This window comes from Streptomyces sp. NPDC006339, assembly GCF_040612775.1.
In the GTDB taxonomy this organism is placed as follows: Bacteria; Actinomycetota; Actinomycetes; order Streptomycetales; family Streptomycetaceae; genus Streptomyces.
This window is the reverse complement of record NZ_JBEXQW010000053.1, coordinates 1-22,178: the sequence shown is the minus strand read 5'-3', so window position 1 is coordinate 22,178 and position 22,178 is coordinate 1. Positions and strand designations below refer to the sequence as shown.

General features: G+C 71.5%; 16 protein-coding genes and 1 pseudogene. 16 read left to right on the top strand and 1 reads right to left on the bottom strand.

The genetic code is table 11. From position 1 onward, the window contains the following. Positions 1 to 167 precede the first annotated feature (167 nt). On the top strand, positions 168 to 1,451 hold the full coding sequence (gene clpX / locus ABZ135_RS31975; protein ID WP_030494070.1) for an ATP-dependent Clp protease ATP-binding subunit ClpX: 1,284 nt from the start codon (positions 168 to 170) through the stop codon (positions 1,449 to 1,451). 107 nt (positions 1,452 to 1,558) lie between these two features. On the opposite strand, the gene ABZ135_RS31970 is transcribed toward clpX, so the two are convergent. Beyond that, entirely contained in the window at positions 1,559 to 2,530 is a 972-nt protein-coding gene (locus ABZ135_RS31970; RefSeq protein ID WP_356700717.1) for a hypothetical protein, read from the bottom strand. A 138-nt stretch (positions 2,531 to 2,668) separates the two neighbouring features. Between ABZ135_RS31970 and ABZ135_RS31965 the strand changes: the two genes are divergently transcribed. From ABZ135_RS31965 to ABZ135_RS31895, 15 genes and pseudogenes are all read left to right on the top strand, one after another. Further along, positions 2,669 to 5,290: a valine--tRNA ligase gene (locus tag ABZ135_RS31965; protein WP_356700715.1), complete on the top strand. Its 2,622-nt coding sequence runs from the start codon at positions 2,669 to 2,671 to the stop codon at positions 5,288 to 5,290. Between the two features lie 132 nt (positions 5,291 to 5,422). After that, positions 5,423 to 6,559 carry an ATP-binding protein gene (locus ABZ135_RS31960; protein ID WP_356700713.1) on the top strand — a complete coding sequence of 379 codons (1,137 nt, stop codon included), beginning with the start codon at positions 5,423 to 5,425 and terminating at the stop codon, positions 6,557 to 6,559. 93 nt (positions 6,560 to 6,652) lie between these two features. Next, entirely contained in the window at positions 6,653 to 8,152 is a 1,500-nt protein-coding gene (locus ABZ135_RS31955) for a folylpolyglutamate synthase/dihydrofolate synthase family protein (RefSeq protein ID WP_356700711.1), read from the top strand. Positions 8,153 to 8,155: 3 nt separating this feature from the next. After that, entirely contained in the window at positions 8,156 to 8,512 is a 357-nt protein-coding gene (locus ABZ135_RS31950; protein ID WP_356700709.1) for a DUF4233 domain-containing protein, read from the top strand. Between the two features lie 65 nt (positions 8,513 to 8,577). Next, positions 8,578 to 8,991, top strand: coding sequence for a nucleoside-diphosphate kinase (gene ndk, locus ABZ135_RS31945; RefSeq protein ID WP_345488316.1), 414 nt, complete (start codon positions 8,578 to 8,580; stop codon positions 8,989 to 8,991). 282 nt (positions 8,992 to 9,273) lie between these two features. Further along, the gene (locus ABZ135_RS31940) at positions 9,274 to 10,293 is read left to right on the top strand and encodes a rod shape-determining protein (RefSeq protein ID WP_356700707.1); all 1,020 of its coding nucleotides are present in this window, start codon (positions 9,274 to 9,276) and stop codon (positions 10,291 to 10,293) included. Positions 10,294 to 10,398: 105 nt separating this feature from the next. Then, positions 10,399 to 11,484 carry a rod shape-determining protein MreC gene (mreC, locus tag ABZ135_RS31935; RefSeq protein WP_356700705.1) on the top strand — a complete coding sequence of 362 codons (1,086 nt, stop codon included), beginning with the start codon at positions 10,399 to 10,401 and terminating at the stop codon, positions 11,482 to 11,484. After that, positions 11,481 to 12,149 (top strand): rod shape-determining protein MreD, encoded by a 669-nt coding sequence (gene mreD, locus ABZ135_RS31930; protein WP_356700703.1) that lies wholly within the window; start codon positions 11,481 to 11,483, stop codon positions 12,147 to 12,149. Before mreC ends, mreD begins: the two co-directional genes overlap by 4 nt. Before the next feature lie 19 nt (positions 12,150 to 12,168). Then, positions 12,169 to 14,355, top strand: coding sequence for a penicillin-binding protein 2 (gene mrdA, locus ABZ135_RS31925; protein ID WP_356700702.1), 2,187 nt, complete (start codon positions 12,169 to 12,171; stop codon positions 14,353 to 14,355). Between the two features lie 4 nt (positions 14,356 to 14,359). After that, on the top strand, positions 14,360 to 15,559 hold the full coding sequence (rodA, locus tag ABZ135_RS31920; protein WP_356700700.1) for a rod shape-determining protein RodA: 1,200 nt from the start codon (positions 14,360 to 14,362) through the stop codon (positions 15,557 to 15,559). 43 nt (positions 15,560 to 15,602) lie between these two features. Next, entirely contained in the window at positions 15,603 to 17,117 is a 1,515-nt protein-coding gene (locus ABZ135_RS31915) for a CYTH and CHAD domain-containing protein (protein WP_356700698.1), read from the top strand. A 51-nt stretch (positions 17,118 to 17,168) separates the two neighbouring features. Beyond that, on the top strand, positions 17,169 to 19,100 hold the full coding sequence (locus ABZ135_RS31910) for a TIGR03960 family B12-binding radical SAM protein (protein ID WP_356700696.1): 1,932 nt from the start codon (positions 17,169 to 17,171) through the stop codon (positions 19,098 to 19,100). Positions 19,101 to 19,173: 73 nt separating this feature from the next. Continuing rightward, a complete protein-coding gene (locus ABZ135_RS31905) occupies positions 19,174 to 20,469 on the top strand; it encodes a hypothetical protein (RefSeq protein WP_356700694.1) in 1,296 nt (431 codons plus the stop codon). A 124-nt stretch (positions 20,470 to 20,593) separates the two neighbouring features. Next, positions 20,594 to 21,385: a TIGR03936 family radical SAM-associated protein gene (locus ABZ135_RS31900; protein WP_356700692.1), complete on the top strand. Its 792-nt coding sequence runs from the start codon at positions 20,594 to 20,596 to the stop codon at positions 21,383 to 21,385. Positions 21,386 to 21,618: 233 nt separating this feature from the next. Further along, positions 21,619 to 22,178 (top strand): annotated as a pseudogene (locus tag ABZ135_RS31895) (ribonuclease E/G); the annotation flags it as partial.

The window sequence follows — 22,178 nt, the reverse complement described above, 5'->3', positions numbered from 1 at the left end:
GCTCGACCTTCCCTCGGTGCGGTGGGCATGGCGGGAGGCATGGCCGAATCCCGACCATGCCAACCGTGCCAAGGGGGGCCCGAACGGGGGGCCCGGCAAGGTACCGTCGAATATGAGGCACCAGGAGTCGCTGAACCAAGCGCTCCACGGCGAAGGGGAAGCACCTCGTGGCACGCATCGGTGATGGCGGCGACCTGCTCAAGTGCTCGTTCTGCGGAAAGAGCCAGAAGCAGGTGAAGAAGCTCATCGCGGGACCCGGTGTGTACATCTGCGACGAGTGCATCGACCTCTGCAACGAGATCATCGAGGAAGAACTCGCGGAGACGAGCGAGGTGCGCTGGGAGGAGCTTCCCAAGCCCCGCGAGATCTACGAGTTCCTCGAGGGGTACGTCGTCGGGCAGGAGCCCGCGAAGAAGGCCCTCTCGGTCGCGGTGTACAACCACTACAAGCGCGTCCAGGCCGGCGAGAACGGCGGCGCGCAGGGCCGGGACGACGCCATCGAGCTGGCGAAGTCCAACATCCTGCTGCTCGGCCCGACCGGCTCCGGCAAGACGCTCCTGGCGCAGACCCTGGCCCGGATGCTCAACGTGCCGTTCGCCATCGCCGACGCCACCGCGCTGACGGAGGCGGGCTATGTCGGCGAGGACGTCGAGAACATCCTGCTCAAGCTGATCCAGGCCGCCGACTACGACGTCAAGAAGGCCGAGACCGGCATCATCTACATCGACGAGATCGACAAGGTCGCCCGTAAGAGCGAAAACCCGTCGATCACCCGCGATGTCTCCGGCGAGGGCGTGCAGCAGGCCCTGCTGAAGATCCTGGAGGGCACCACCGCCTCCGTCCCGCCGCAGGGCGGACGGAAGCACCCGCACCAGGAGTTCATCCAGATCGACACGACGAACGTGCTCTTCATCGTGGGCGGCGCCTTCGCCGGCCTGGAGAAGATCATCGAGTCGCGGGCCGGCGCCAAGGGCATCGGCTTCGGCGCGACCATCCGCTCCAAGCGGGAGATCGAGGCCAGCGACCAGTTCCAGGAGGTCATGCCGGAGGACCTGGTGAAGTTCGGGATGATCCCCGAGTTCATCGGCCGTCTCCCCGTCATCACCTCGGTCCACAACCTGGACCGCGAGGCCCTGCTGAAGATCCTCGTCGAGCCGCGCAACGCGCTGGTCAAGCAGTACCAGCGCCTCTTCGAACTCGACGGCGTGGAGCTGGACTTCGACCGCCCGGCCCTGGAGGCCATCGCCGACCAGGCCATCCTCCGCGGCACCGGCGCGCGCGGTCTGCGCGCCATCATGGAGGAGGTCCTCCAGTCGGTGATGTACGAGGTCCCGTCCCGCAAGGACGTGGCCCGCGTGGTCATCACGGCGGACGTGGTCCGGAACAACGTCAACCCGACGCTGGTCCCGCGGATCGTGAAGAACGACGGCAGGCACGAGAAGTCGGCCTAGCCGTACGGAGATCACCGCACGGACGACAGAAGGGGCGCCCCGCTTCGCGCGGGGCGCCCCTTTCCGATGTACGCGGTCGGGCGGTCGGGCCGTGGGGCCGTCGGGCCTCAGAGCTTGACGCGGATCTCCTTGCGGAGCTTGGCGGTGAGGGCCGCCGCCTCCTCGCCCGAACGGGCCTTGCCCGCGAGCATGTCGGCCATGTCCACCGGGACGACGAAGCCCACGGTGCTGTGGTCGGCCCACACGCACATGGTCATGCTGAACGCCGGGGTGCCCGCGGCGGCGTCGGGCTTGGTCTTGGCCTCCTGGCACTTCAGGACGGCGCCGTCGGCCTCGGCCGGCGTGTACTGCTGCGGGCTGCCGACCAGTTCGGGGGTGTCCTTGTCCTTCTCCTTGTCGGACTCGGCCTTGACGGCGGCGAAGACGTCGTCGACGACCTTCGACGGGTCGTCGATCTCGCCGTAGAGGCCGCTGAAGGAGAGGAGCTTGCCGCCGAGCGGGTTGGTCTTGTTCTCCACCTTGTAGCTCGCCTCGACCTGCGTGGCGTTCTTGACGCCGGTCTGGGCCTCCTTGAGGGAGTCCTTGCCGGCCGAGTCGCCGCCCTTGGCGTCCTTCTTGTACTCGCCGAGCACGATGTCCGGGGTGGTCAGCTTGTGCGGGCCGTCGTTCGCCACGTCGGAGGCGCCGCCGCCGAGCACGAAGTACGCGCCGACGCCCAGCGCCGCCACGACCGCCACCGCGCCGACGATCCAGCCCGCCTTGCTTTTTTTCGCGGCCGGCGGGGGCGGCATGTAGCCGCCGGGGCCCTGCGGGGCGCCGTACGGCGGCTGCTGCGGAGGCTGGCCGTACGGGCCGGGCTGCTGGGGCTGCTGCCCGTAGGGGCCGGGCTGGCCGTACGGGCCGGGCTGCTGCGGCGGGACGCCCTGCGGGGCCTGCTGCGGGTAGCCGTAGCCGGGCTGCGGGGCCTGCGGCTGACCGTACGGCCCCGGCTGGGGCTGCTGGCCGTAGGGACCCGGCTGGCCGTACGGCCCGGGCTGCTGGGGCTGGCCGCCGTACGGGCCCGGCTGGTTGTAGCTCATGGACAGGTTCCCCTCACAGGATGTTTATGCGTAGCGAACATCCTGTCGGAAGCCGTGCGGCACCGGGGCGGTGGGGGTCACACCGTTACCGAACAATCGAGTTTCAGGACCATGCCGGGACACCCCTAAACTGACCCCGTGACCGAGAACACTCAGCAGCAGACAGCAGCCACTCCCGAATTGCCGACCCAGTACGCGCCGGCCGAGGTAGAGGGGCCGCTGTACGAGCGCTGGGTGGAGCGGGGTTACTTCGAGGCGGACGAGAAGAGCGACAAGCCGCCGTACACGATCGTCATCCCGCCGCCGAACGTCACCGGCTCGCTCCACCTGGGCCACGCCTTCGAGCACACGCTCATCGACGCCCTCACCCGCCGCAAGCGGATGCAGGGTTACGAGACGCTGTGGCAGCCGGGCATGGACCACGCCGGCATCGCCACCCAGAACGTCGTCGAGCGCGAGCTCGCCAAGGAGGGCAAGTCCCGCCACGACCTGGGCCGTGAGGCGTTCGTCGAGCGCGTCTGGCAGTGGAAGGCCGAGTCCGGCGGCCAGATCTCCGGCCAGATGCGCCGTCTGGGCGACGGCGTCGCCTGGTCCCGCGAGCGCTTCACCATGGACGAGGGCCTGTCCCAGGCCGTCCAGACCATCTTCAAGAAGCTCTACGACGACGAGCTGATCTACCGCGCCGAGCGCATCATCAACTGGTGCCCGCGCTGTCTGACCGCCATCTCCGACATCGAGGTCGAGTACCAGGACGACGACGGCGAGCTCGTGTCCATCCGGTACGGCGAGGGCGACGCCGAGATCGTCGTCGCCACCACCCGCGCCGAGACGATGCTCGGTGACACCGCCGTCGCCGTCCACCCGGACGACGAGCGCTACCAGCACCTGATCGGCACCGAGATCGAGCTGCCGCTCACCGGCCGCCGCATCCCGGTCGTCGCCGACACCCACGTCGACCCCGCGTTCGGCACCGGCGCCGTCAAGGTGACCCCGGCGCACGACCCGAACGACTTCGAGATCGGCCAGCGCCACAGCCTGCCGTCGATCGCCGTCATGGACGAGCACGCGGTCATCACCGTCCACGGCCCCTTCCAGGGCCTGGACCGACTGGAGGCCCGCTCCGCCATCGTCGCCGCGCTGCGCGCCGAGGGCCGGATCGTCGCCGAGAAGCGCCCGTACACCCACTCCGTCGGCCACTGCTCGCGCTGCAAGACCACCATCGAGCCGCGTCTGTCGATGCAGTGGTGGGTCAAGGTCGGCCCGCTCGCCAAGGCCGCCGGTGACGCGGTCCGCGACGGCAAGGTCAAGATCCACCCGCAGGAGATGGAGAAGCGGTACTTCGACTGGGTCGACAACCTGCACGACTGGTGCATCTCGCGCCAGTTGTGGTGGGGCCACCGCATCCCGGTCTGGTACGGCCCGAACGGCGAGGTCGTCTGCGTCGGCCCCGACGAGGAGCCGCCGGCCGGCGAGGGCTGGCACCAGGACACCGACGTCCTCGACACCTGGTTCTCCTCCGGCCTGTGGCCGTTCTCCACGCTGGGCTGGCCGGAGCAGACCGAGAGCCTCGCGAAGTTCTACCCGAACTCCGTCCTCGTCACCGGCTACGACATCCTCTTCTTCTGGGTCGCCCGGATGATGATGTTCGGCCTCTACGCGATGGACGGCACCCCGCCGTTCCACACCATCGCCCTGCACGGCATGGTCCGTGACCAGAACGGCAAGAAGATGTCGAAGTCCTTCGGCAACGTGGTCAACCCGCTGGACTGGATGGACGAGTACGGCTCCGACGCCGTCCGCTTCACCCTGGCCAACGGCGCCAACCCGGGCGTCGACGTCCCGATCGGCGAGGACTGGGTCAAGGCATCCCGGAACTTCGCCAACAAGATCTGGAACGCGACCCGCTTCGCGCTGATGAACGGTGCCACGATCGAGGGCGAGCTGCCCCCGGCCGAGCGGCTGTCCGCGACCGACCGGTGGATCCTCTCCCGCCTCAACAAGACCGTCGCGCAGGTCGACGCGTTCTACGAGGACTACCAGTTCGCGAAGCTCAGCGACGCGCTGTACCACTTCGCCTGGGACGAGGTCTTCGACTGGTACGTCGAGCTGTCGAAGACGACCTTCTTCGCCGGCGGCGAGCAGGCCAAGGTCTCCGGCCGGGTCCTCGGCGAGGTCCTCGACGTGATGCTGCGCCTGCTGCACCCGATCGTCCCGTTCGTCACCGAGGCCCTGTGGACCACCCTCACCGGTCGCGAGTCCCTCGTGATCGCCGAGTGGCCGACCGACTCGGGCTTCCGCGACGACGCCGCCGAGGCCGAGATCGAGAACCTCCAGAAGGTCGTCACCGAGGTCCGCCGCTTCCGCGCCGACCAGGGCCTGCAGCCCGGCCAGAAGGTGCCCGCCCGCCTGGAGCTCGACGGCACCCCGCTCGCCGCGCACGAGGCCGCCATCCGTCAGCTCCTGCGCCTCCAGCCGGAGGGCGAGGGCTTCGCCGCCACCGCCTCCCTGCCGGTCGCCGGTGCCACGGTCTCGCTCGACCTGTCCGGCACCATCGACGTCGCCGCGGAGCGCAAGCGCCTCGCCAAGGACCTGGCCGCCGCGGAGAAGGAGAAGGCGCAGGCCGAGGCGAAGCTCGGCAACGAGGCGTTCCTGGCCAAGGCGCCGGACAACGTGGTCGACAAGATCCGCACCCGGCTCGCCAAGGCGGACGAGGACATCGCCCGCATCCAGGCGCAGCTCGAGCGGCTGCCGCAGGGCTAGCCCGTACGGCTGAAGGGGCCCGGAACCGGTGACGGTTCCGGGCCCCTCCCGTATGTCCGAAGTGTCCGACCTCACACGGGCTGGGACCAAAGTCCGTCAACTCGGGCCGAACGACCTTGGATGATGGAAGACATGCTCCGCCTCCCCGCCCTCCGCGCGCTGCGCCGCTGTGTGGACCGGTGGGCGGGGTCGCCCCGGGCCATGGACGTCGTCGCCGCGCTCAGCGCCTTCGGCCTCATGCTCCTGGACGTCCCCGGGCTCGCCCGCGCCGACAACTCGCTCACCGGGGTCACCGCCACCCTGGTCCTCGCGGGCGGCGCGGCCACGCTGGTGCTGCGGCGCAAGCTGCCCTGGCTGCCGTTCCTGGTGGCGCTCGGCCTGATGGGCTGGCTGCACGAGCTCACGATGGTCCAGTTCGCGCTGTACTCGCTGGGCCGCTTCCGGGGCCGCCGGACCGCCGTCCTCGCCACCCTGCTGTACGTGGGCACCGCCTACGCCTACTTCCACACGCCCGGCTGGCCCGCCCGGCACGGTGAGACCCTCAGCGACTTCCTGAGCCTGGTCGTCCCCATCGGCGTCCTCGCCGCGGGCGTCGGCATCGCCGCCTACCGCCAGGACCTCGTGCGCGCCCTGGAGGCCCAGCGCCGCGAGTCCGCCGCCCGGCAGGCCGTCCAGGAGGAGCGGATCTCGGTCGGCCGCGACGTCCACGACCTCGTGGGCCGGGAGCTGACCGTCCTCGCGGTGCGGGCCGAGGTGCTCGCCGTACGGGCCAGGGGAGAGGCGCACCAGCGCGACTTCGAGGAGCTCGCCGACACCGCCCGGCGCGCCCACCACATGCTCAACGAGACCATCGTGCGGCGCGGCGACGCGGCCGACGCCACCCCGGGCCTGGAAGGTCTCGCCGCGCTCGCCGAGGAGAGCGAGCGGATGGGCAGCCCCGTGGAGGTCACCGTCGCGGAGGAGGCGAAGGCGCTGTCGCCGCTGCGGCAGACGGCCGTCCACCGGGTGGTCAAGGAGTGCCTGACGAACGCGGCCAAGCACGCGCCCGGCCTGCCCGTGACGGTCTCCATCACCGTCGAGGGCCACTCCCTGCGCGTCGAGGTCCGCAACCCGCTCTCCCCGACCCCGCCGGACCGCGCCCCGGTGTCGACCGGCACCGGCCTGTTCTCGATGGAGGAGCGCGTCACCAGCATGGGCGGCTCCCTGACCGCCCGCCGCGAACACGGCGCCTACGTGGTGACCGCCCTGCTGCCGAGCGGGCTGCGCTAGGCCGGGTCTTTCGGATCAGGCCGGGTCCGTGCGGGGCGGGGCCGCGAGGGGTGGGTCCGTGGTCCTGTCGGTGCGCCTCCGTAGACTGGACGCGTGAGTGAGCCGAGCGACCCGAGCGACCAGTTCGACGACATCGTCGACGCCGAGACCGACCGTGACCCGGACCTGGCGGTGATCGAGGCCGGCAGCCGCACCCTGCGCGCGATGGCCGGGCCGCCCCAGGGTGACCCGGTGCCCTCCCGCCCCGCCGACCCCGAGGTCGACAAGGCGCTGCGCGAGGTCGAGACCGAGCTGTCGACCCGCTGGGGCGAGACCAAGCTGGAGCCCTCGGTCAAGCGGATCGCGGCCCTGATGGACGTGCTGGGCGACCCGCAGCGCGCGTATCCGTCGATCCACATCACCGGCACCAACGGCAAGACCTCCACGGCCCGCATGATCGAGGCCCTGCTCGGCGCCTTCGACCTGCGCACCGGGCGGTACACCTCGCCGCACGTGCAGACCATCACCGAGCGGATCAGCCTGGACGGCGCCCCGATCGACCCCGAGCGCTTCGTCGAGACGTACCGGGACGTGAAGCCGTACGTGGAGCTGGTCGACGCCCGCGAGGAGTACCGCCTCTCCTTCTTCGAGGTGCTCACCGGTATGGCGTACGCGGCCTTCGCCGACGCCCCGGTCGACGCGGCCGTCGTCGAGGTCGGCATGGGCGGCACCTGGGACGCCACCAACGTCATCGACGCCTCCGTCGCCGTCGTCACCCCGATCGACCTGGACCACACCGACCGGCTCGGCGGGACGACCGCCGAGATCGCCGGCGAGAAGTCCGGGATCATCAAGGAGGGCGCGACCGTCATCCTGGCCCAGCAGCCGGTGGACGCGGCGCAGGTGCTCCTGAAGAAGGCCGTCGACGTGGACGCCACCGTGGCCCGCGAGGGCATGGAGTTCGGCATCGTCTCGCGCGAGATCGCGGTCGGCGGCCAGTTGCTGACCCTGCGCGGCCTCGGCGGCGAGTACGACAACGTCTTCCTGCCGCTCTACGGGGCGCACCAGGCGCACAACGCGGCCGTGGCGCTCGCCGCCGTCGAGGCGTTCTTCGGCATCGGCGCTCAGCACGCCCGCACCCTGGACGTGGACACGGTCCGCCGGGCCTTCGCCCAGGTGGCCTCGCCGGGCCGCCTGGAGGTCGTGCGGTCCTCGCCGACGGTCATCCTGGACGCGGCGCACAACCCGCACGGCGCGCGGGCGACGGCCGAGGGCATCACCGAGTCCTTCGGCTTCTCCCGGCTCATCGGCGTGGTCTCCACGAGCGCCGACAAGGACGCCAAGGGCCTTCTGGAGGCATTCGAGCCGATCTTCGCGGAGGTCGTGATCACGGCGAACTCCAACCCGCGGGCCACCGACGTCGACGCGCTCGCCGCGATCGCGGTCGAGGTCTTCGGCGAGGACCGGGTGGTCGTCGAGCCGCGGCTCGACGACGCCATCGAGGCGGCGATCACGCTCGCCGAGGAGGAGGACGAGTACGCGGGAGCGGGCGTCCTCGTGACGGGATCGATCTTCACGGTCGGCGACGCCCGACTGCTGCTGAAGCGGGGCTGAGCCATGCGGGTGCTGTGTTCCTCGACGCTGATCGGCGAGTTCTTCGTGATCGGCTTCGCCGGGCTCGTCGCGATGAAGGACGACTCCCTGGCGATGTCGACGGTGTGGACGGTCTGCGGGATCGCCATGGTCCTGTCGGTGCTGCTGTGCGGGATGATCACCCGTCCGGGCGGTGTGCACCTGGGCTGGGCCCTGCAGATCGGTCTGGTCGCCAGCGGCTTCGTGGTGCCGGTGATGTTCTTCCTGGGCGCGCTCTTCGCGGTGCTCTGGTGGGCCTCCGTGCACTACGGCCGCAAGATCGACGAGATCAAGGCCGGCTGGGCCGCCTCCGAAGGCTCCGCAGGGCCTGACGCTGCGTGATCGTGCCCGGTGCGGGCCCTGTAGCCTCTTCAGTCCCGCACACCGTTGTCTGAAGGAGTTCCCCCGTGAGCCAGCGCACGCTCGTCCTGCTCAAGCCCGACGCCGTCCGCCGTGGCCTGATCGGCGAGATCATCGGCCGTATCGAGCGCAAGGCCGGCTGGACCATCGCGGCCCTGGAGATGCGCGAGCTGGACCAGGAGACGCTGGAGCAGCACTACGGCGAGCACAAGGGCAAGCCGTTCTACGAGCCGCTGATGGGCTTCATGGCCTCCGGCCCGGTCGTCGCGCTCGTCGTCGAGGGCGAGCGGGTCATCGAGGGCCTGCGCACGCTCGCCGGCCCGACCGACCCGATCGCCGCCGCCCCCGGCTCGATCCGCGGCGACTACGGCACCATCGTCCGCGAGAACCTGATCCACGCCTCGGACTCCGAGGAGTCCGCCATTCGGGAACTGAAGATTTTCTTCCCGGGCCTCGTCTGACCCCGCGTCAGCCGAACAGCGCCACCCCCTGGGGCGACCGAAGGAATTTCGGTCGCCCCCAGGCATATGAACGCCGAACTCGGGAACGGATCGGCGCATCACTCCGTCACCTATACAGAGGTGGACTGGGGCGGTCCGCCGCGCGGTATCCGTGCGGGCGGCACTACGATGGGGAAACTCCACGCCGCACCACCTTCAGCCACCACCTCGCCGACCTGAGAAGCCGTCAACGCTCCGCTAGGGAAGGCCCGACGCATCCTCATGGGAAACAAGGGGAACTCAATGTCGTTCATCGGCCGTGACATGGCTGTCGACCTCGGGACCGCCAACACGCTGGTGTACGTCAGGGGTCGAGGCATCGTTCTGAACGAGCCGTCCGTCGTCGCGATCAACACCAACACCGGCGGCATCCTCGCGGTCGGTGCAGAGGCGAAGAAGATGATCGGCCGGACCCCCGGCAACATCGTCGCCGTCCGCCCGCTCAAGGACGGCGTGATCGCCGACTTCGAGATCACCGAGCGGATGCTCCGCTACTTCATCCTCAAGATCCACAAGCGCCGCTATCTGGCCCGTCCCCGGGTCGTCGTCTGCGTGCCCTCCGGCATCACCGGGGTGGAGCGCCGCGCCGTCATCGAGGCGTCCACCCAGGCCGGCGCCCGACAGGTGCACATCATCGAGGAGCCCATGGCCGCCGCCATCGGCTCGGGCCTCCCGGTCCACGAGGCCACCGGCAACATGGTCGTCGACATCGGCGGCGGCACCACCGAGGTGGCCGTCATCTCCCTCGGCGGAATCGTCACGGCACAGTCCATCCGGGTGGCCGGCGACGAGCTCGACAACGCGATCATCCAGCACGTCAAGAAGGAGTACTCGCTCCTCCTCGGCGAGCGCACCGCCGAGCAGATCAAGATCACCATCGGTTCGGCCTACGACCTCGACCAGGACGAGCACACCGAGATCCGCGGCCGCGACCTGGTCTCCGGCCTGCCCAAGACCGTGGTCATCTCCGCCGCCGAGGTCCGCAAGGCCATCGAGGAGCCGGTCAACGCGATCGTCGACGCGGTCAAGACCACCCTCGACAAGTGCCCGCCGGAGCTCTCCGGTGACGTCATGGACCGCGGCATCGTTCTCACGGGTGGCGGCGCCCTGCTGCGCGGCCTCGACGAACGGCTCCGCCGCGAGACCGGCATGCCGATCCACATCGCCGAGGACCCGCTGGACTCGGTGGCGCTCGGATCCGGCAAGTGCGTCGAGGAGTTCGAGGCGCTCCAGCAGGTGCTCGACGCCCAGCCGCGCCGCTGACCCGGCCGGCGGTCCCGTGACGACCGCGTCACCCCACAACTCCATCACCCCCCGGGCCCCGGCCCGGGGGCCCGTATCGAACGAGGAAAGGCACGGCCGCCGCACGTGAGGGACACACGAGAGAGCCGGCTGCTCCTGGTACTGCTGATCGCCATCGCGTTCGCACTGATCACGGTGGACATCCGAGGAGGCCAGGAGTCACCGGTCGACGGTGCCCGGCAGGCCGCGGCCGCGGTCTTCGGCCCCGTCGAGAACGGAGTCGCCTCGGCGGTCGACCCGATCGGCAACGCGATAGGAGCGGTCCGCGACTCCGGGGAGCGGCACAACCGGATCGCGGCCCTGGAGCAGGAGAACGCCGCCCTCAAGGCCAAGCTGGGCAGCGACGACCGCAACCGCAGCCGGCTGCGCGAACTCGACACCCTGCTCAAGACCGCCGGCGCAGGGCAGTACGGCATCAAGGGCGCCCAGGTCATCGCCATAGGAGCGGCCCAGGGCTTCTCCTGGACCGTCACCATCGACGCCGGCGCCCGCGACGGCATCCGGCGCGACATGACCGTCCTCAACGGCGCCGGACTCGTCGGCCGGGTCACCACCGTCGGCCCCTCCACGTCGACCGTGCTGCTCGCCAACGACCCCGACTTCACCGTCGGCACCCGCCTGGAGAAGACCGCCGAGCTCGGCTTCGCCACCGGCCAGGGCAACGGCCCGCTGCTCGTCCAGCTCCTCAACGGCAAGGCCAAGGTCAAGCCCGGGGACCGGCTCGTCACCTTCGGCTCGCACGGCGCCAAGCCCTTCGTGCCCGGCGTGCCGGTCGGCGAGGTGGTCCGCGTCGACCCGCTGGGCGGCGGCCTGACCCGTAACGTCTACGTCCGCCCGTACGTCGGCTTCAGCAAGCTCGACATCGTCGGCGTCGTCGTCCAGGCCCCGCGCACCGACCCCCGCGACACGGTGCTGCCGCCGAAGCCCAAGCCGGCCCCGACCGTCACCGTCACGGTCACCCCGCCGCCCCCGCAGCAGAACCCGCAGAACCCGCAGGAGGGGCAGGCCCGGCAGCAGGGCGACCAGCCCGCGCTGAAGCCGGACGAGCAGAACCAGCAGCCCCAGCAGCAGAACCAGCAGGCACAGCCGCAGGACCAGCAACAGGCGCAGCCACAGGACCAGCCGCAGGACCAGGGGGAGGAAACGCCGTGAAGTTGAACCGCATCCTGCTGTCGGCCGCGCTGGTCGTCGTCGCCCTCGTCGTCCAGGTCTCCGTCCTCGCCCGCCTCCAGTTGCCCGGCGCCGTCCCCGACCTCGTCCTGCTCACCGTCGTCGCGCTCGCGCTGGTCCACGGACACGTCACCGGCGCCCTCGTCGGCTTCACCGCCGGCCTGCTCGCCGACCTCGCCCCGCCCGCCGACCACGCCGCCGGCCGCTACGCCCTCGTGCTCTGCGTCGTCGGCTACCTCGTCGGCCTCGCCCGCCCCGAGAACGGCCGGCTCAAGTCCGCCGCCGGCCCCATGGCCGTGGTCGCCGTCGCCGCCGTCGGCTCCACCCTCCTCTACGCCGGCGTCGGTGCCCTCGTCGGCGACACCGCCGCCCGCCACGTCGGCCTGGGCTTCCTGCTGTTCACGGCGGCCCTCTACGACCTGCTCCTCGCGCCGTTCACCGTGCCGCTCATCATGGCCATCGCCCGGCGCGCCGAGAACGACCCGATCGCCGAGGCCACCGGGGGGAACGGAGCCGACGTCTCCTCCGGCTGGCTCGCCTCCGGCACCGGCCTGAGGATCGGCACCCAGCGCAGCGGCCTGCTCGTCAAGGCCGCCCGGACCCGCGCCTCACGCGCCGGACGCATCAAGGGAGTCAAGCGACTGTGACCGAGGGGGTACCGGCAGCATGAGTAACATCCCGGAGACCGGACGGACCCCCAGGGTCCAGATCCGGCTCGTCGTCATCCAGGTCCTCGTCTTCTCCCTGCTCTTCACCCTCGCCGGACGCCTCTGGTACCTCCAGATCCGCGAGGGCAAGGAGTACACCGACGAGGCCAAGAACAACCACGTCCAGCAGGTCGTCCAGCCCGCCGTACGCGGCTCCATCCTCGACGCCCGCGGCGTCCCGCTCGCCGACAACGAGACCCGGCTCGTGGTCTCCGCCTCGCGCACCGAGCTGATGAAGATGAAGGACGACGGCAAGGCCGTCCTCACCCGGCTCGCCGGCGTCCTGGGCATGAAGCCCCAGGACGTCATGAACAAGATCAGGCTCTGCGACTCCGAGACGCCCAAGCCCTGCTGGAACGGCTCCCCGTTCCAGCCCATCCCGGTCACCGACAAGGCCACCACCCAGCAGGCCCTGACGATCCGTGAGGCGTCCGAGGACTTCCCCGGCATCACCGCCGAACTCGCCGCCGTACGCCGCTACCCGGCGCCCGGCAAGGCCCGCACCGCCCAGGTCCTCGGCTACCTCTCGCCCGTCACCGACGAGGAGATCGAGAAGGCCAAGGACACCGACTCGCCCTTCCTCCGCTCCGACCAGGTCGGCCGCTCCGGCATCGAGCGCACCTACGACAAGGAGCTGCGCGGCAAGGCCGGCGTCACCCGCTACGAGGTCGACAACCTCGGCCGCGTCATGGGCCAGACCAAGTCCGACCCGGGCGTGCCCGGCTCCACCCTCGTCACCAGCATCGACGCCCGCGTCCAGGCCGTCGCCGAGTACGAGCTCCACCAGGCGATGAAGACCGTCCGGGGCGAGACCGACAAGATCACCGGACGTCCGTACGAGGCCGACGCGGGCGCCGTCGTCGTCATGGAGTCCCGGACCGGCCGGGTCGTCGCGATGGCCTCCCAGCCCGACTACGACCCCAACGCCTGGGTCGGCGGCATCTCCGCCAAGGACTACGCCGCGCTCACCAGCAAGGACTCCAACTACCCGCTCCTGAACCGGGCCATCCAGGGCCAGTCGCCCGCCGGCTCCGTGTTCAAGGTGGTGTCGGCGAGCGCCGCCGTGCGCGCCGGGCACGACTTCAACGACAAGTACCTGTGCAGCGCCTCGTACAGCATGGGCAACCGCAGCTTCGCCAACTTCGAGTCCAAGGGGCACGGCCCCATCACCCTCGGCGACGCCCTCAAGTTCTCCTGCAACACCGTCTTCTACCGGCTCGGCCACCAGGAGTGGCAGCGCGACGGCGGCCTCAAGCCCAAGAAGGACGCCAAGGACTGGTTCTACCGGACCGCCCGCGACTTCGGCTTCGGCAGCGAGACCGGCATCGACCTGCCCAACGAGGTCAGCGGCCGCATCCCGGACCGCCAGTGGAAGCAGAGCTTCTGGGAGGCCAACAAGGACGCCTGGTGCAAGCAGGGCAAGAAGGGCGGCACCTACGTCGAGCAGATCGCCTACGAGAGCTGCCTCGAAGGCAACCAGCTCAAGGCATTCGACAGCATCAACTTCGCGATCGGCCAGGGCGACGTCCTCATCACGCCCGTCCAACTGGCCACCGCCTACGCGGCCATCAGCAACGGCGGCACCCTCTACAACCCGACCGTCGGCAAGGCCGTCATCAGCCCCGACGGCAAGCGGATCCGGGAGATCCCGCCCAAGCCGCACGGCCGGCTGCCGGTCGACGCCCAGACCGTCAAGGACCTCGACAAGGGCCTGCGGTCCGTCGTCGAGCCCGGCGGCACCGCCGCCTGGCGGTTCGGCGGCTGGCCCCAGGACAAGATCCCGATGCACGCCAAGACCGGCACCGCCCAGGTCTACGGCAAGCAGACGACGTCCTGGCTGGCGACGTACACCAAGGACTTCACCATCGTCATGACGATCTCCCAGGGCGGCACCGGCTCCGGCGCCTCGGGACCCGCCGTGCGCAACATCTACGACGCCATCTACGGCCTCGACGACGCCGGCAACCAGGACCTCAAGCGGGCCCTGCTGCCCCAGCCGCAGAAGACCCTGCCGAAGATCAACCCCGACGGCACCATCGACGCGCCCGAGGTCAAGCCGTACGACCCCAAGTCGCAGCTCGTCGACCCCGCCGAGGGCGGCGTGGTGCCGCCGCTCGCGGGCCCGCCCCCGTACCTGAGGGACTGACCCGATGACCGCCCCCCACGGCTTCTCCGTCTCCCGCTACGCACCCGAGCGCGGGCCGCTCGCCCGGCTCACCGCCCGCGACTCGGTGCTGCGCAGGCTCGACTGGCCGATCCTGCTGTCCGCGCTCGCCCTGTCGTTCCTCGGCGCGCTGCTCGTGTGGTCCGCGACCCGCAACCGCACCGAGCTCAACGGCGGCGACCCGTACGCCTTCCTGTTCCGGCACTCCCTCAACACCGGCATCGGCCTCGTCCTGATGATCGGCACGATCTGGCTCGGCCACCGCACCCTGCGCGGCGCGGTGCCGGTCCTCTACGGCATCTCGATCCTGCTGATCCTCGCCGTCCTCACCCCGCTCGGCGCCACCATCAACGGCGCCCACGCGTGGATCCAGCTCGGCGGCGGCTTCTCGATCCAGCCCAGCGAGTTCGTCAAGATCACGATCATTCTGATCATGGCGGTGCTGCTGGCGGCGAAGGTCGACGCGGGGGACCAGATCCACCCCGACCACCGCACCGTCGCCAAGTCCCTCGCGCTCGCCGCCCTGCCCATGGGCATCGTCATGCTGATGCCCGACCTCGGCTCCGTCATGGTCATGGCGGTCATCGTGCTCGGCGTGCTGCTCGCCTCCGGCGCCTCCAACCGCTGGGTCCTCGGCCTGATCGGCGCGGGCGTCCTCGGCGCCGTCCTGGTGACCACGCTCGGGATGCTCGACGAGTACCAGATCAACCGCTTCGCCGCCTTCGCCAACCCCGAACTCGACCCGGCCGGCGTCGGCTACAACACCAACCAGGCCCGCATCGCCATCGGCTCCGGCGGCCTGTACGGCGCCGGACTCTTCAACGGCCACCAGACCAGCGGCCAGTTCGTGCCCGAACAGCAGACCGACTTCATCTACACCGTCGCCGGCGAGGAGCTCGGCTTCGTCGGCGCCGGACTGATCCTCGCCCTCCTCGGCGTGATCCTCTGGCGGGCCTGCCGCATCGCCCGCGAGACCACCGAGCTCTACGGCACCATCGTGGCCGCCGGCATCATCGCCTGGTTCGCGTTCCAGTCCTTCGAGAACATCGGCATGACGCTCGGCATCATGCCCGTCGCGGGCCTGCCGCTGCCCTTCGTCTCCTACGGCGGCTCGTCCATGTTCGCCGTGTGGATCGCGATCGGACTCCTGCAGTCCATCAGGGCGCAACGCCCCATGACGGCCTGACGCGCACTGCCGCCGCACCCGCCTCGCGTTCTAGGCTCGATGCATGGAGGACACCAAGCGCGAGATCGAGCGGAAGTACGAGGCCGCCGAACAGGCCGCCGTCCCGGACCTCGACGGGATCCCGGGCGTCGCCGCCGTCCGGGACGAAGGCGTCATGGAACTCGACGCCGTCTACTACGACACGCCCGACCTGCGGCTCGCCGCCGGCGCGCTCACCCTGCGCCGGCGCACCGGCGGCTCGGACGCCGGCTGGCACCTGAAGCTCCCCGTCGCCCCCGGGACCCGCGACGAGATCAGAGCCCCGCTCGCCGACACGCTGCCGCGCTCCCTGGAGCGACTCCTGCGGTCCCGGGTCCGCCGCGAGGACGTCGTCCCCGTCGTCCGCCTCCGCTCCCGCCGCGACGTCCGCCACCTGCTCGACGCCGACGGCTCCCTGCTCGCCGAACTCTCCGTGGACACCGTCCACGCCGACCGCCTCACCGGCGGCGGGAAGGCCGCCTGGACCGAGATCGAGGTCGAACTCGCCGACGACGCCGACGAGGCCGTCCTCGACGCCGTCGAGAAACGCCTCAAGAAGGCCGGCATCCGCCCCTCGCACGCACCCTCCAAACTGGCCCGCGCCCTCGCCGAGACCGGCGGCGGCCCCACCGAGCCCCCGCCGGCCGCCGCCCCCGGCACCGCCGGCCACGCCGTCCTCGCGTACGTACGGGAACAGATCGAGGCCGTCGTCGCCCACGACCCCGCCGTCCGCCGCGAGGTCCCCGACGCCGTCCACAAGATGCGCGTCGCCACCCGACGGCTCCGCAGCGCCTTCAAGACCTACCGCAAGGTGCTCGACCGCCGCGTCACCGACCCGATCGGCGAGGAGCTGAAGTGGCTGGCCGGCGAGCTCGGCGTCGCCCGGGACGAGGAGGTGCTCCACCAGCGGCTCTCCGACCGGCTCGACGCGCTCCCCGACACCCTCCTCCTCGGCCCCGTCCACGCCCGGCTGCGCGTCCACGGCCTGAAGCGCGCCGAGGAGGCCCGCCGCACGGTGCTCGCCGCCCTCGACTCCGACCGCCACCTCGCCCTCCTCGACCGCCTCGCCGCGCTCCTCGCCGACCCGCCGCTGCGCAAGGCGGCCGCCCACGACGCCCCCGAGGTCCTCGCCCGCGCCGCCCGCAAGGACTTCGACCGCCTCGCCGGCCGGATCGACCGCGCCCTCGCCCTCGGCCCGGGCCCCGAGCGCGACCGCGCCCTCCACGAGGCCCGCAAGGCCGCCAAGCGCGCCCGCTACGCCGGCGAGTCCGCCCGCCCCGTCCTCGGCAAGCCCGCCAAACGGTTCGTGAAACGCGTCAAGGCCGTCCAGTCCTGCCTCGGCGACCACCAGGACAGCGTCGTCACCCGCGCGGCCCTCCGCGACCTCGCCGTCCGGGCCCACGCGGCCCGCGAGTCCGCCTTCACCTGGGGCGTCCTCTACGGCCGCGAGGCGGCGGCGGGGGAGGCGCGGGAGCGGGAGCTGCCGGAGTTGTGGGAGTGGGCCTCGGCCCCGGAAATCCGGGCGGCACTGAGCCACTGAGCACCGGGGTACGCTTGAGAGTCGCCCCCTGCCAGCTCACGAAGGTTCGAGATGTCTGCTGCCGAGTCTGTCTTCCCGCAGCTCGAAGCTCTGCTCCCGCACGTGCAGAAGCCGATTCAGTACGTCGGTGGAGAGCTGAACTCCACGGTCAAGCCGTGGGAGTCCGCCGACGTCCGCTGGGCGCTGATGTACCCGGACGCGTACGAGGTCGGCCTGCCCAACCAGGGCGTCATGATCCTCTACGAGGTGCTGAACGAGCGTGACGGCGTCCTCGCCGAGCGCACGTACAGCGTGTGGCCGGACCTCGAGGCGCTGATGCGCGAGCACGGCGTGCCGCAGTTCACGGTCGACAGCCACCGCCCGGTCGGCGCCTTCGACGTGTTCGGTCTGTCCTTCTCGACCGAGCTCGGCTACACCAACATGCTCACCGCCCTCGACCTCGCCGGCATCCCGCTGGAGTCGAGGGACCGGACCGTCGACCACCCGATCGTGCTCGCCGGCGGCCACGCCGCCTTCAACCCCGAGCCGATCGCGGACTTCATCGACGCGGCGATCATCGGCGACGGCGAGCAGGCCGTGCTCGACATGACCGAGATCATCCGCCGGTGGAAGGCCGAGGGCCGGCCCGGCGGCCGCGAGGAGGTCCTCCTCCGCCTCGCCAAGACCGGCTCGGTCTACATCCCGGCGTTCTACGACGTGGAGTACCTGCCGGACGGCCGCATCGGCCGCGTCGTCCCGAACAGGTCCGGCGTGCCGTGGCGCGTGTCCAAGCACACCGTCATGGACCTCGACGAGTGGCCCTACCCCAAGCAGCCGCTCGTCCCGCTCGCCGAGACCGTCCACGAGCGGATGTCCGTCGAGATCTTCCGCGGCTGCACCCGCGGCTGCCGTTTCTGCCAGGCCGGCATGATCACGCGCCCCGTGCGGGAGCGAAGCATCACCGGCATCGGCGAGATGGTGGAGAAGGGCCTCAAGGCGACCGGCTTCGAGGAGGTCGGCCTGCTGTCGCTGTCCTCGGCCGACCACTCCGAGATCGGTGACATCGCCAAGGGCCTCGCCGACCGCTACGAGGACGACAAGGTCGGCCTCTCGCTGCCGTCGACCCGCGTGGACGCCTTCAACGTCGACCTCGCCAACGAGCTGACCCGCAACGGCCGCCGCTCCGGTCTCACCTTCGCCCCCGAGGGCGGCTCCGAGCGCATGCGCAAGGTCATCAACAAGATGGTCTCGGAGGAGGACCTGATCCGGACCGTCTCCACCGCGTACGGCAACGGCTGGCGCCAGGTGAAGCTGTACTTCATGTGCGGCCTGCCGACGGAGACCGACGAGGACGTCCTCCAGATCGCCGACATGGCGATGAACGTGATCGCCGAGGGCCGCAAGGTCTCCGGCCAGAACGACATCCGCTGCACCGTCTCCATCGGCGGCTTCGTGCCCAAGCCGCACACGCCGTTCCAGTGGGCCCCGCAGCTCTCCGCCGAGGAGACCGACGAGCGCCTGGCGAAGCTCCGCGACAAGATCCGCGGCGACAAGAAGTACGGCCGCTCCATCGGCTTCCGCTACCACGACGGCAAGCCCGGCATCGTCGAGGGCCTGCTCTCGCGCGGTGACCGCCGCGTCGGCGCCGTCATCCGTGCGGTCTACGAGGACGGCGGCCGTTTCGACGGCTGGCGCGAGCACTTCTCGTACGACCGCTGGATGGAGTGCGCGGAGAAGACCCTCCCCGAGTTCGGCGTGGACGTGGCCTGGTACACGACCCGCGAGCGCACCTACGAGGAGGTCCTGCCCTGGGACCACCTGGACTCCGGTCTCGACAAGGACTGGCTCTGGGAGGACTGGCAGGACGCGCTCGACGAGACCGAGGTCGAGGACTGCCGCTGGACGCCGTGCTTCGACTGCGGTGTCTGCCCGCAGATGGACACGCACATCCAGATCGGCCCGACGGGCAAGAAGCTGCTGCCGCTGTCGGTCGTGAACAAGTAGTCCCCGCACGGCGATCGTGTGACGGCCCGGCGGAGGGTGAACCCTCCGCCGGGCCGTCGGCGTCCTGTGGGACATGAGCACGGAAAACCCGGCGCCGGTCCCGCCCGCCCCGCACGCCCTGATCCGCATCCCGGTCAGGTTCGTCGTGCTGGTCCTCGTCCTCCCGGTCCGCATGGCCTGGGACGCCCTCAAGGCCGCCGGCCGCCTCCTCGACCGCACCCTGCTCCGCCCCACCGGCCGGGCCCTCACCTGGCTCTGCCGCCACCTGCTGAAGCGCCCGGCCGTCTGGCTGTACGAGCACCTCCTGACCCCGACGGGCCGGGCCCTGACCTGGGCCGCCCGGGGCATCGGCCGGGGCATCGGGTGGGTGTTCGGCGGGCTGTGGCGCGGGCTGGCGTGGGTGTTCGGTGGGCTGTGGCGCGGGTCGGCGTGGGTCTTCGGCGGCCTCTGGCGTGGTCTTTCCTGGCTGCTCGGTGGTCTGTGGGGCGGGCTGGCCCGGGCGTTCCGGGGGCTGGGCGCCGGCCTCGGGTGGCTGGGGCGCGGGCTGTGGGCCGGAGCGGTGCTGCTCGGCAAGGTGCTCGCCCTGCCCTTCTCCGCCTTCTGGCGGTACGTCCTCGTCCCCGTCGCCCGCTACGGGTTCGCCGTCCCGGCCGTCTGGCTGTACCGGGCGGTACTGGCCCCGGTGGGGCGCGGGATCGCCTGGGTGCTCGTCCGTGCGGGGCGGGCCCTGGCGTGGGTGTGCACCGGGCTCGCGCGGGCCATCGCGACCGGCGCCGGCCGGCTGGGCCGCGGGCTCCTGACCGCCGCCCAAGGGCTCCTCACCGTGCTGGTCCTGTGGCCGTGGCGGTACGTGCTCGTGCCGCTCGTGACGTACGGGATCGCCCGGCCGGCCGTCTGGCTGTGGCGGCGCGTCCTGGCGCCCGTCGGCCGTGAGATCCGCGACGCGCTCGCCATCTGCTGGCGCGCCGCCGGGTTCCTGTCCCGGGCCGTCGGCCGCGGCCTCGCGTGGCTCGCCCGGAATCTCGTCGCGCGTCCCGTCGCCTGGGTCGCCCGCAACCTGTTCGTGCGGCCCGCCGCCTGGGTCTACCGCGAGGTGTGCACTCCGGTCGGCCACTGGGTGCGCGACGCCGTCTGGGTGCCCGCCCGCAAGGCCCTCGCCGAGGGGCGGCAGGCGGCCCGGGCGGCCCTCGCCTCCGCCCGTGACGCCGTCCGTCGGGCCCGGCTCGACACCTGGCGCGCCCTGGTCGGGGAGGCCCGGTCGGACCGGCCCGGGGAACCTCAGGTGGCCCGGGCGCGTACTCTGGGTAGTACAACGAACGTCCCCGGCGCGGCGCCCGCCCCCGAGATCTCCCCGCAGACGCGGGGGTGAACCGGGCGGACCCCCCAGGGCACACCCGCATCTCGTGGGCGGTGCGCCACCCGCGCCCGCCCCGCACCGAGGAGAAGAACCACTGGGCAAGCGACAGCCCGAAGGCCCGCCGCCCGCACCGGCGGTGCAGCGCATCCGACTGCGCTACACCAAGCGCGGCCGCCTCCGGTTCACCAGCCACCGTGACTTCCAGCGCGCCTTCGAGCGTGCGCTGCGCCGTGCCGAGGTGCCCATGGCGTACTCGGCAGGGTTCACCCCGCACCCCAAGGTGTCGTACGCCAACGCCGCCCCGACGGGTACGGGCTCCGAGGCCGAATACCTCGAGATCGCCCTCACCGAGGCCCGCGACCCCGAGACCCTGCGCGCCCTGCTCGACGAGTCGATGCCGAGCGGCCTCGACATCGTCGACGCCGTCGAGGCCCGGACCTCCGGCCTCGCCGACCGGCTCACCGCCTCCGTGTGGGAGCTGCGGCTCGACGGCGTCGACGTCGAGGACGCTCGCAAGGCCGTCGACGCGTTTCTCGCGGCCGAGAGCGTGGAAGTACAGCGCAAGACCAAGAACGGTCTGCGCACGTTCGACACCCGCGGTGCCGTCGTGGAGCTGACCGCGGCCCCCACCCCGGGCGATCCCCAGGGTGATAGGCCGCTGGACAGCGCCTGTGCGATACTGCGGCTGGTTGTTCGGCACGTGACACCTGCCGTGCGACCCGACGACGTCCTGTCCGGTCTCCGAGCTGTGGCCGACCTGGCGCCGCCGGTCCCCGCAGCGGTGACCAGGCTGGCGCAGGGGCTCTTCGACGAGGAGTCCGGCACGGTGACCGACCCGCTCGCGCCCGACCGCGAGGCAGTCACGGCCGCTCCACCCACGGCCGCCGCGACCTCCTCAGCGACGGCGCCGGGTGACGGCACCGCGTAGGGAGCGGTCGTTGTAGCGCCGCCCTGGCACTCGGGAGCCACCTGGGTCGGGCAGCGCACTGACCAGGAGACTTTCGCCAGGCCGTACGCACGGTGCGTACGGAACCGGCGAGCCAGACACAGAGCTCCCGTGCGGCGCCCGCGCCCCGGACGGCGGCACCGCGCAACTCGCGCGTTCGTGCCGCCGGACCGGAACCAGACGCGGCGCCCGGGAGCGTGACGGGAGAACCCCGCATGCTCGAAGAGAACGACACCAACGCACCCGGTGACAAGCTGCCGCCGCGCCGCCGGCGCCGCGCCGCTTCCCGGCCGGCCGGTCCGCCGGTGACGGCCGAGGCCGGCACCGAGGCCCCCACGGAGGTCGTCGAGACCCCCCTCGCACCGGCCGCTCCGGCCGCCGAGACCCCGGCCGCCGAGGAGCCGGCGCCCGCGCGTCCGCGCCGCCGCGCCACTCGCAAGGCCACCGCACCCCAGACCGCCCCGGCCGAGGCTCCGGCCGCCGAGGACACCCCCGCCGCGGCGCCCGCCGCCGAGTCTGCTCAGCCGGTCGAGGAGGCCGCTCCGGCGCCCCGTACGCGTCGTCGCGCCACCCGTGCCACGGCGACCCCGGAGCCGATCGAGGCCCCGGCCGCCGAGGCCGCGCCTGCCGCGCCCGCCGCCGAGGCTGCTCAGCCGGTCGAGGAGGCCGCTCCGGCGCCCCGTACGCGCCGCCGGGCCACCCGTGCCACGGCGACCCCGGAGCCGATCGAGGCCCCGGCCGCCGAGGCCGCGCCCGTCGCGCCCGCCGCCGAGCC

Coding starts and splice junctions, on each gene's coding strand:
- ABZ135_RS31940 (WP_356700707.1), top strand. CDS start 9,274: ATGTCGTTCATCGGCCGTGACATGGCTGTCGACCTCGGGACCGCCAAC.
- ABZ135_RS31910 (WP_356700696.1), top strand. CDS start 17,169: ATGTCTGCTGCCGAGTCTGTCTTCCCGCAGCTCGAAGCTCTGCTCCCG.
- rodA (WP_356700700.1), top strand. CDS start 14,360: ATGACCGCCCCCCACGGCTTCTCCGTCTCCCGCTACGCACCCGAGCGC.
- mrdA (WP_356700702.1), top strand. CDS start 12,169: ATGAGTAACATCCCGGAGACCGGACGGACCCCCAGGGTCCAGATCCGG.
- ABZ135_RS31915 (WP_356700698.1), top strand. CDS start 15,603: ATGGAGGACACCAAGCGCGAGATCGAGCGGAAGTACGAGGCCGCCGAA.
- ABZ135_RS31905 (WP_356700694.1), top strand. CDS start 19,174: ATGAGCACGGAAAACCCGGCGCCGGTCCCGCCCGCCCCGCACGCCCTG.
- ABZ135_RS31950 (WP_356700709.1), top strand. CDS start 8,156: ATGCGGGTGCTGTGTTCCTCGACGCTGATCGGCGAGTTCTTCGTGATC.
- ABZ135_RS31960 (WP_356700713.1), top strand. CDS start 5,423: ATGCTCCGCCTCCCCGCCCTCCGCGCGCTGCGCCGCTGTGTGGACCGG.
- ABZ135_RS31970 (WP_356700717.1), bottom strand. CDS start 2,530: ATGAGCTACAACCAGCCGGGCCCGTACGGCGGCCAGCCCCAGCAGCCC.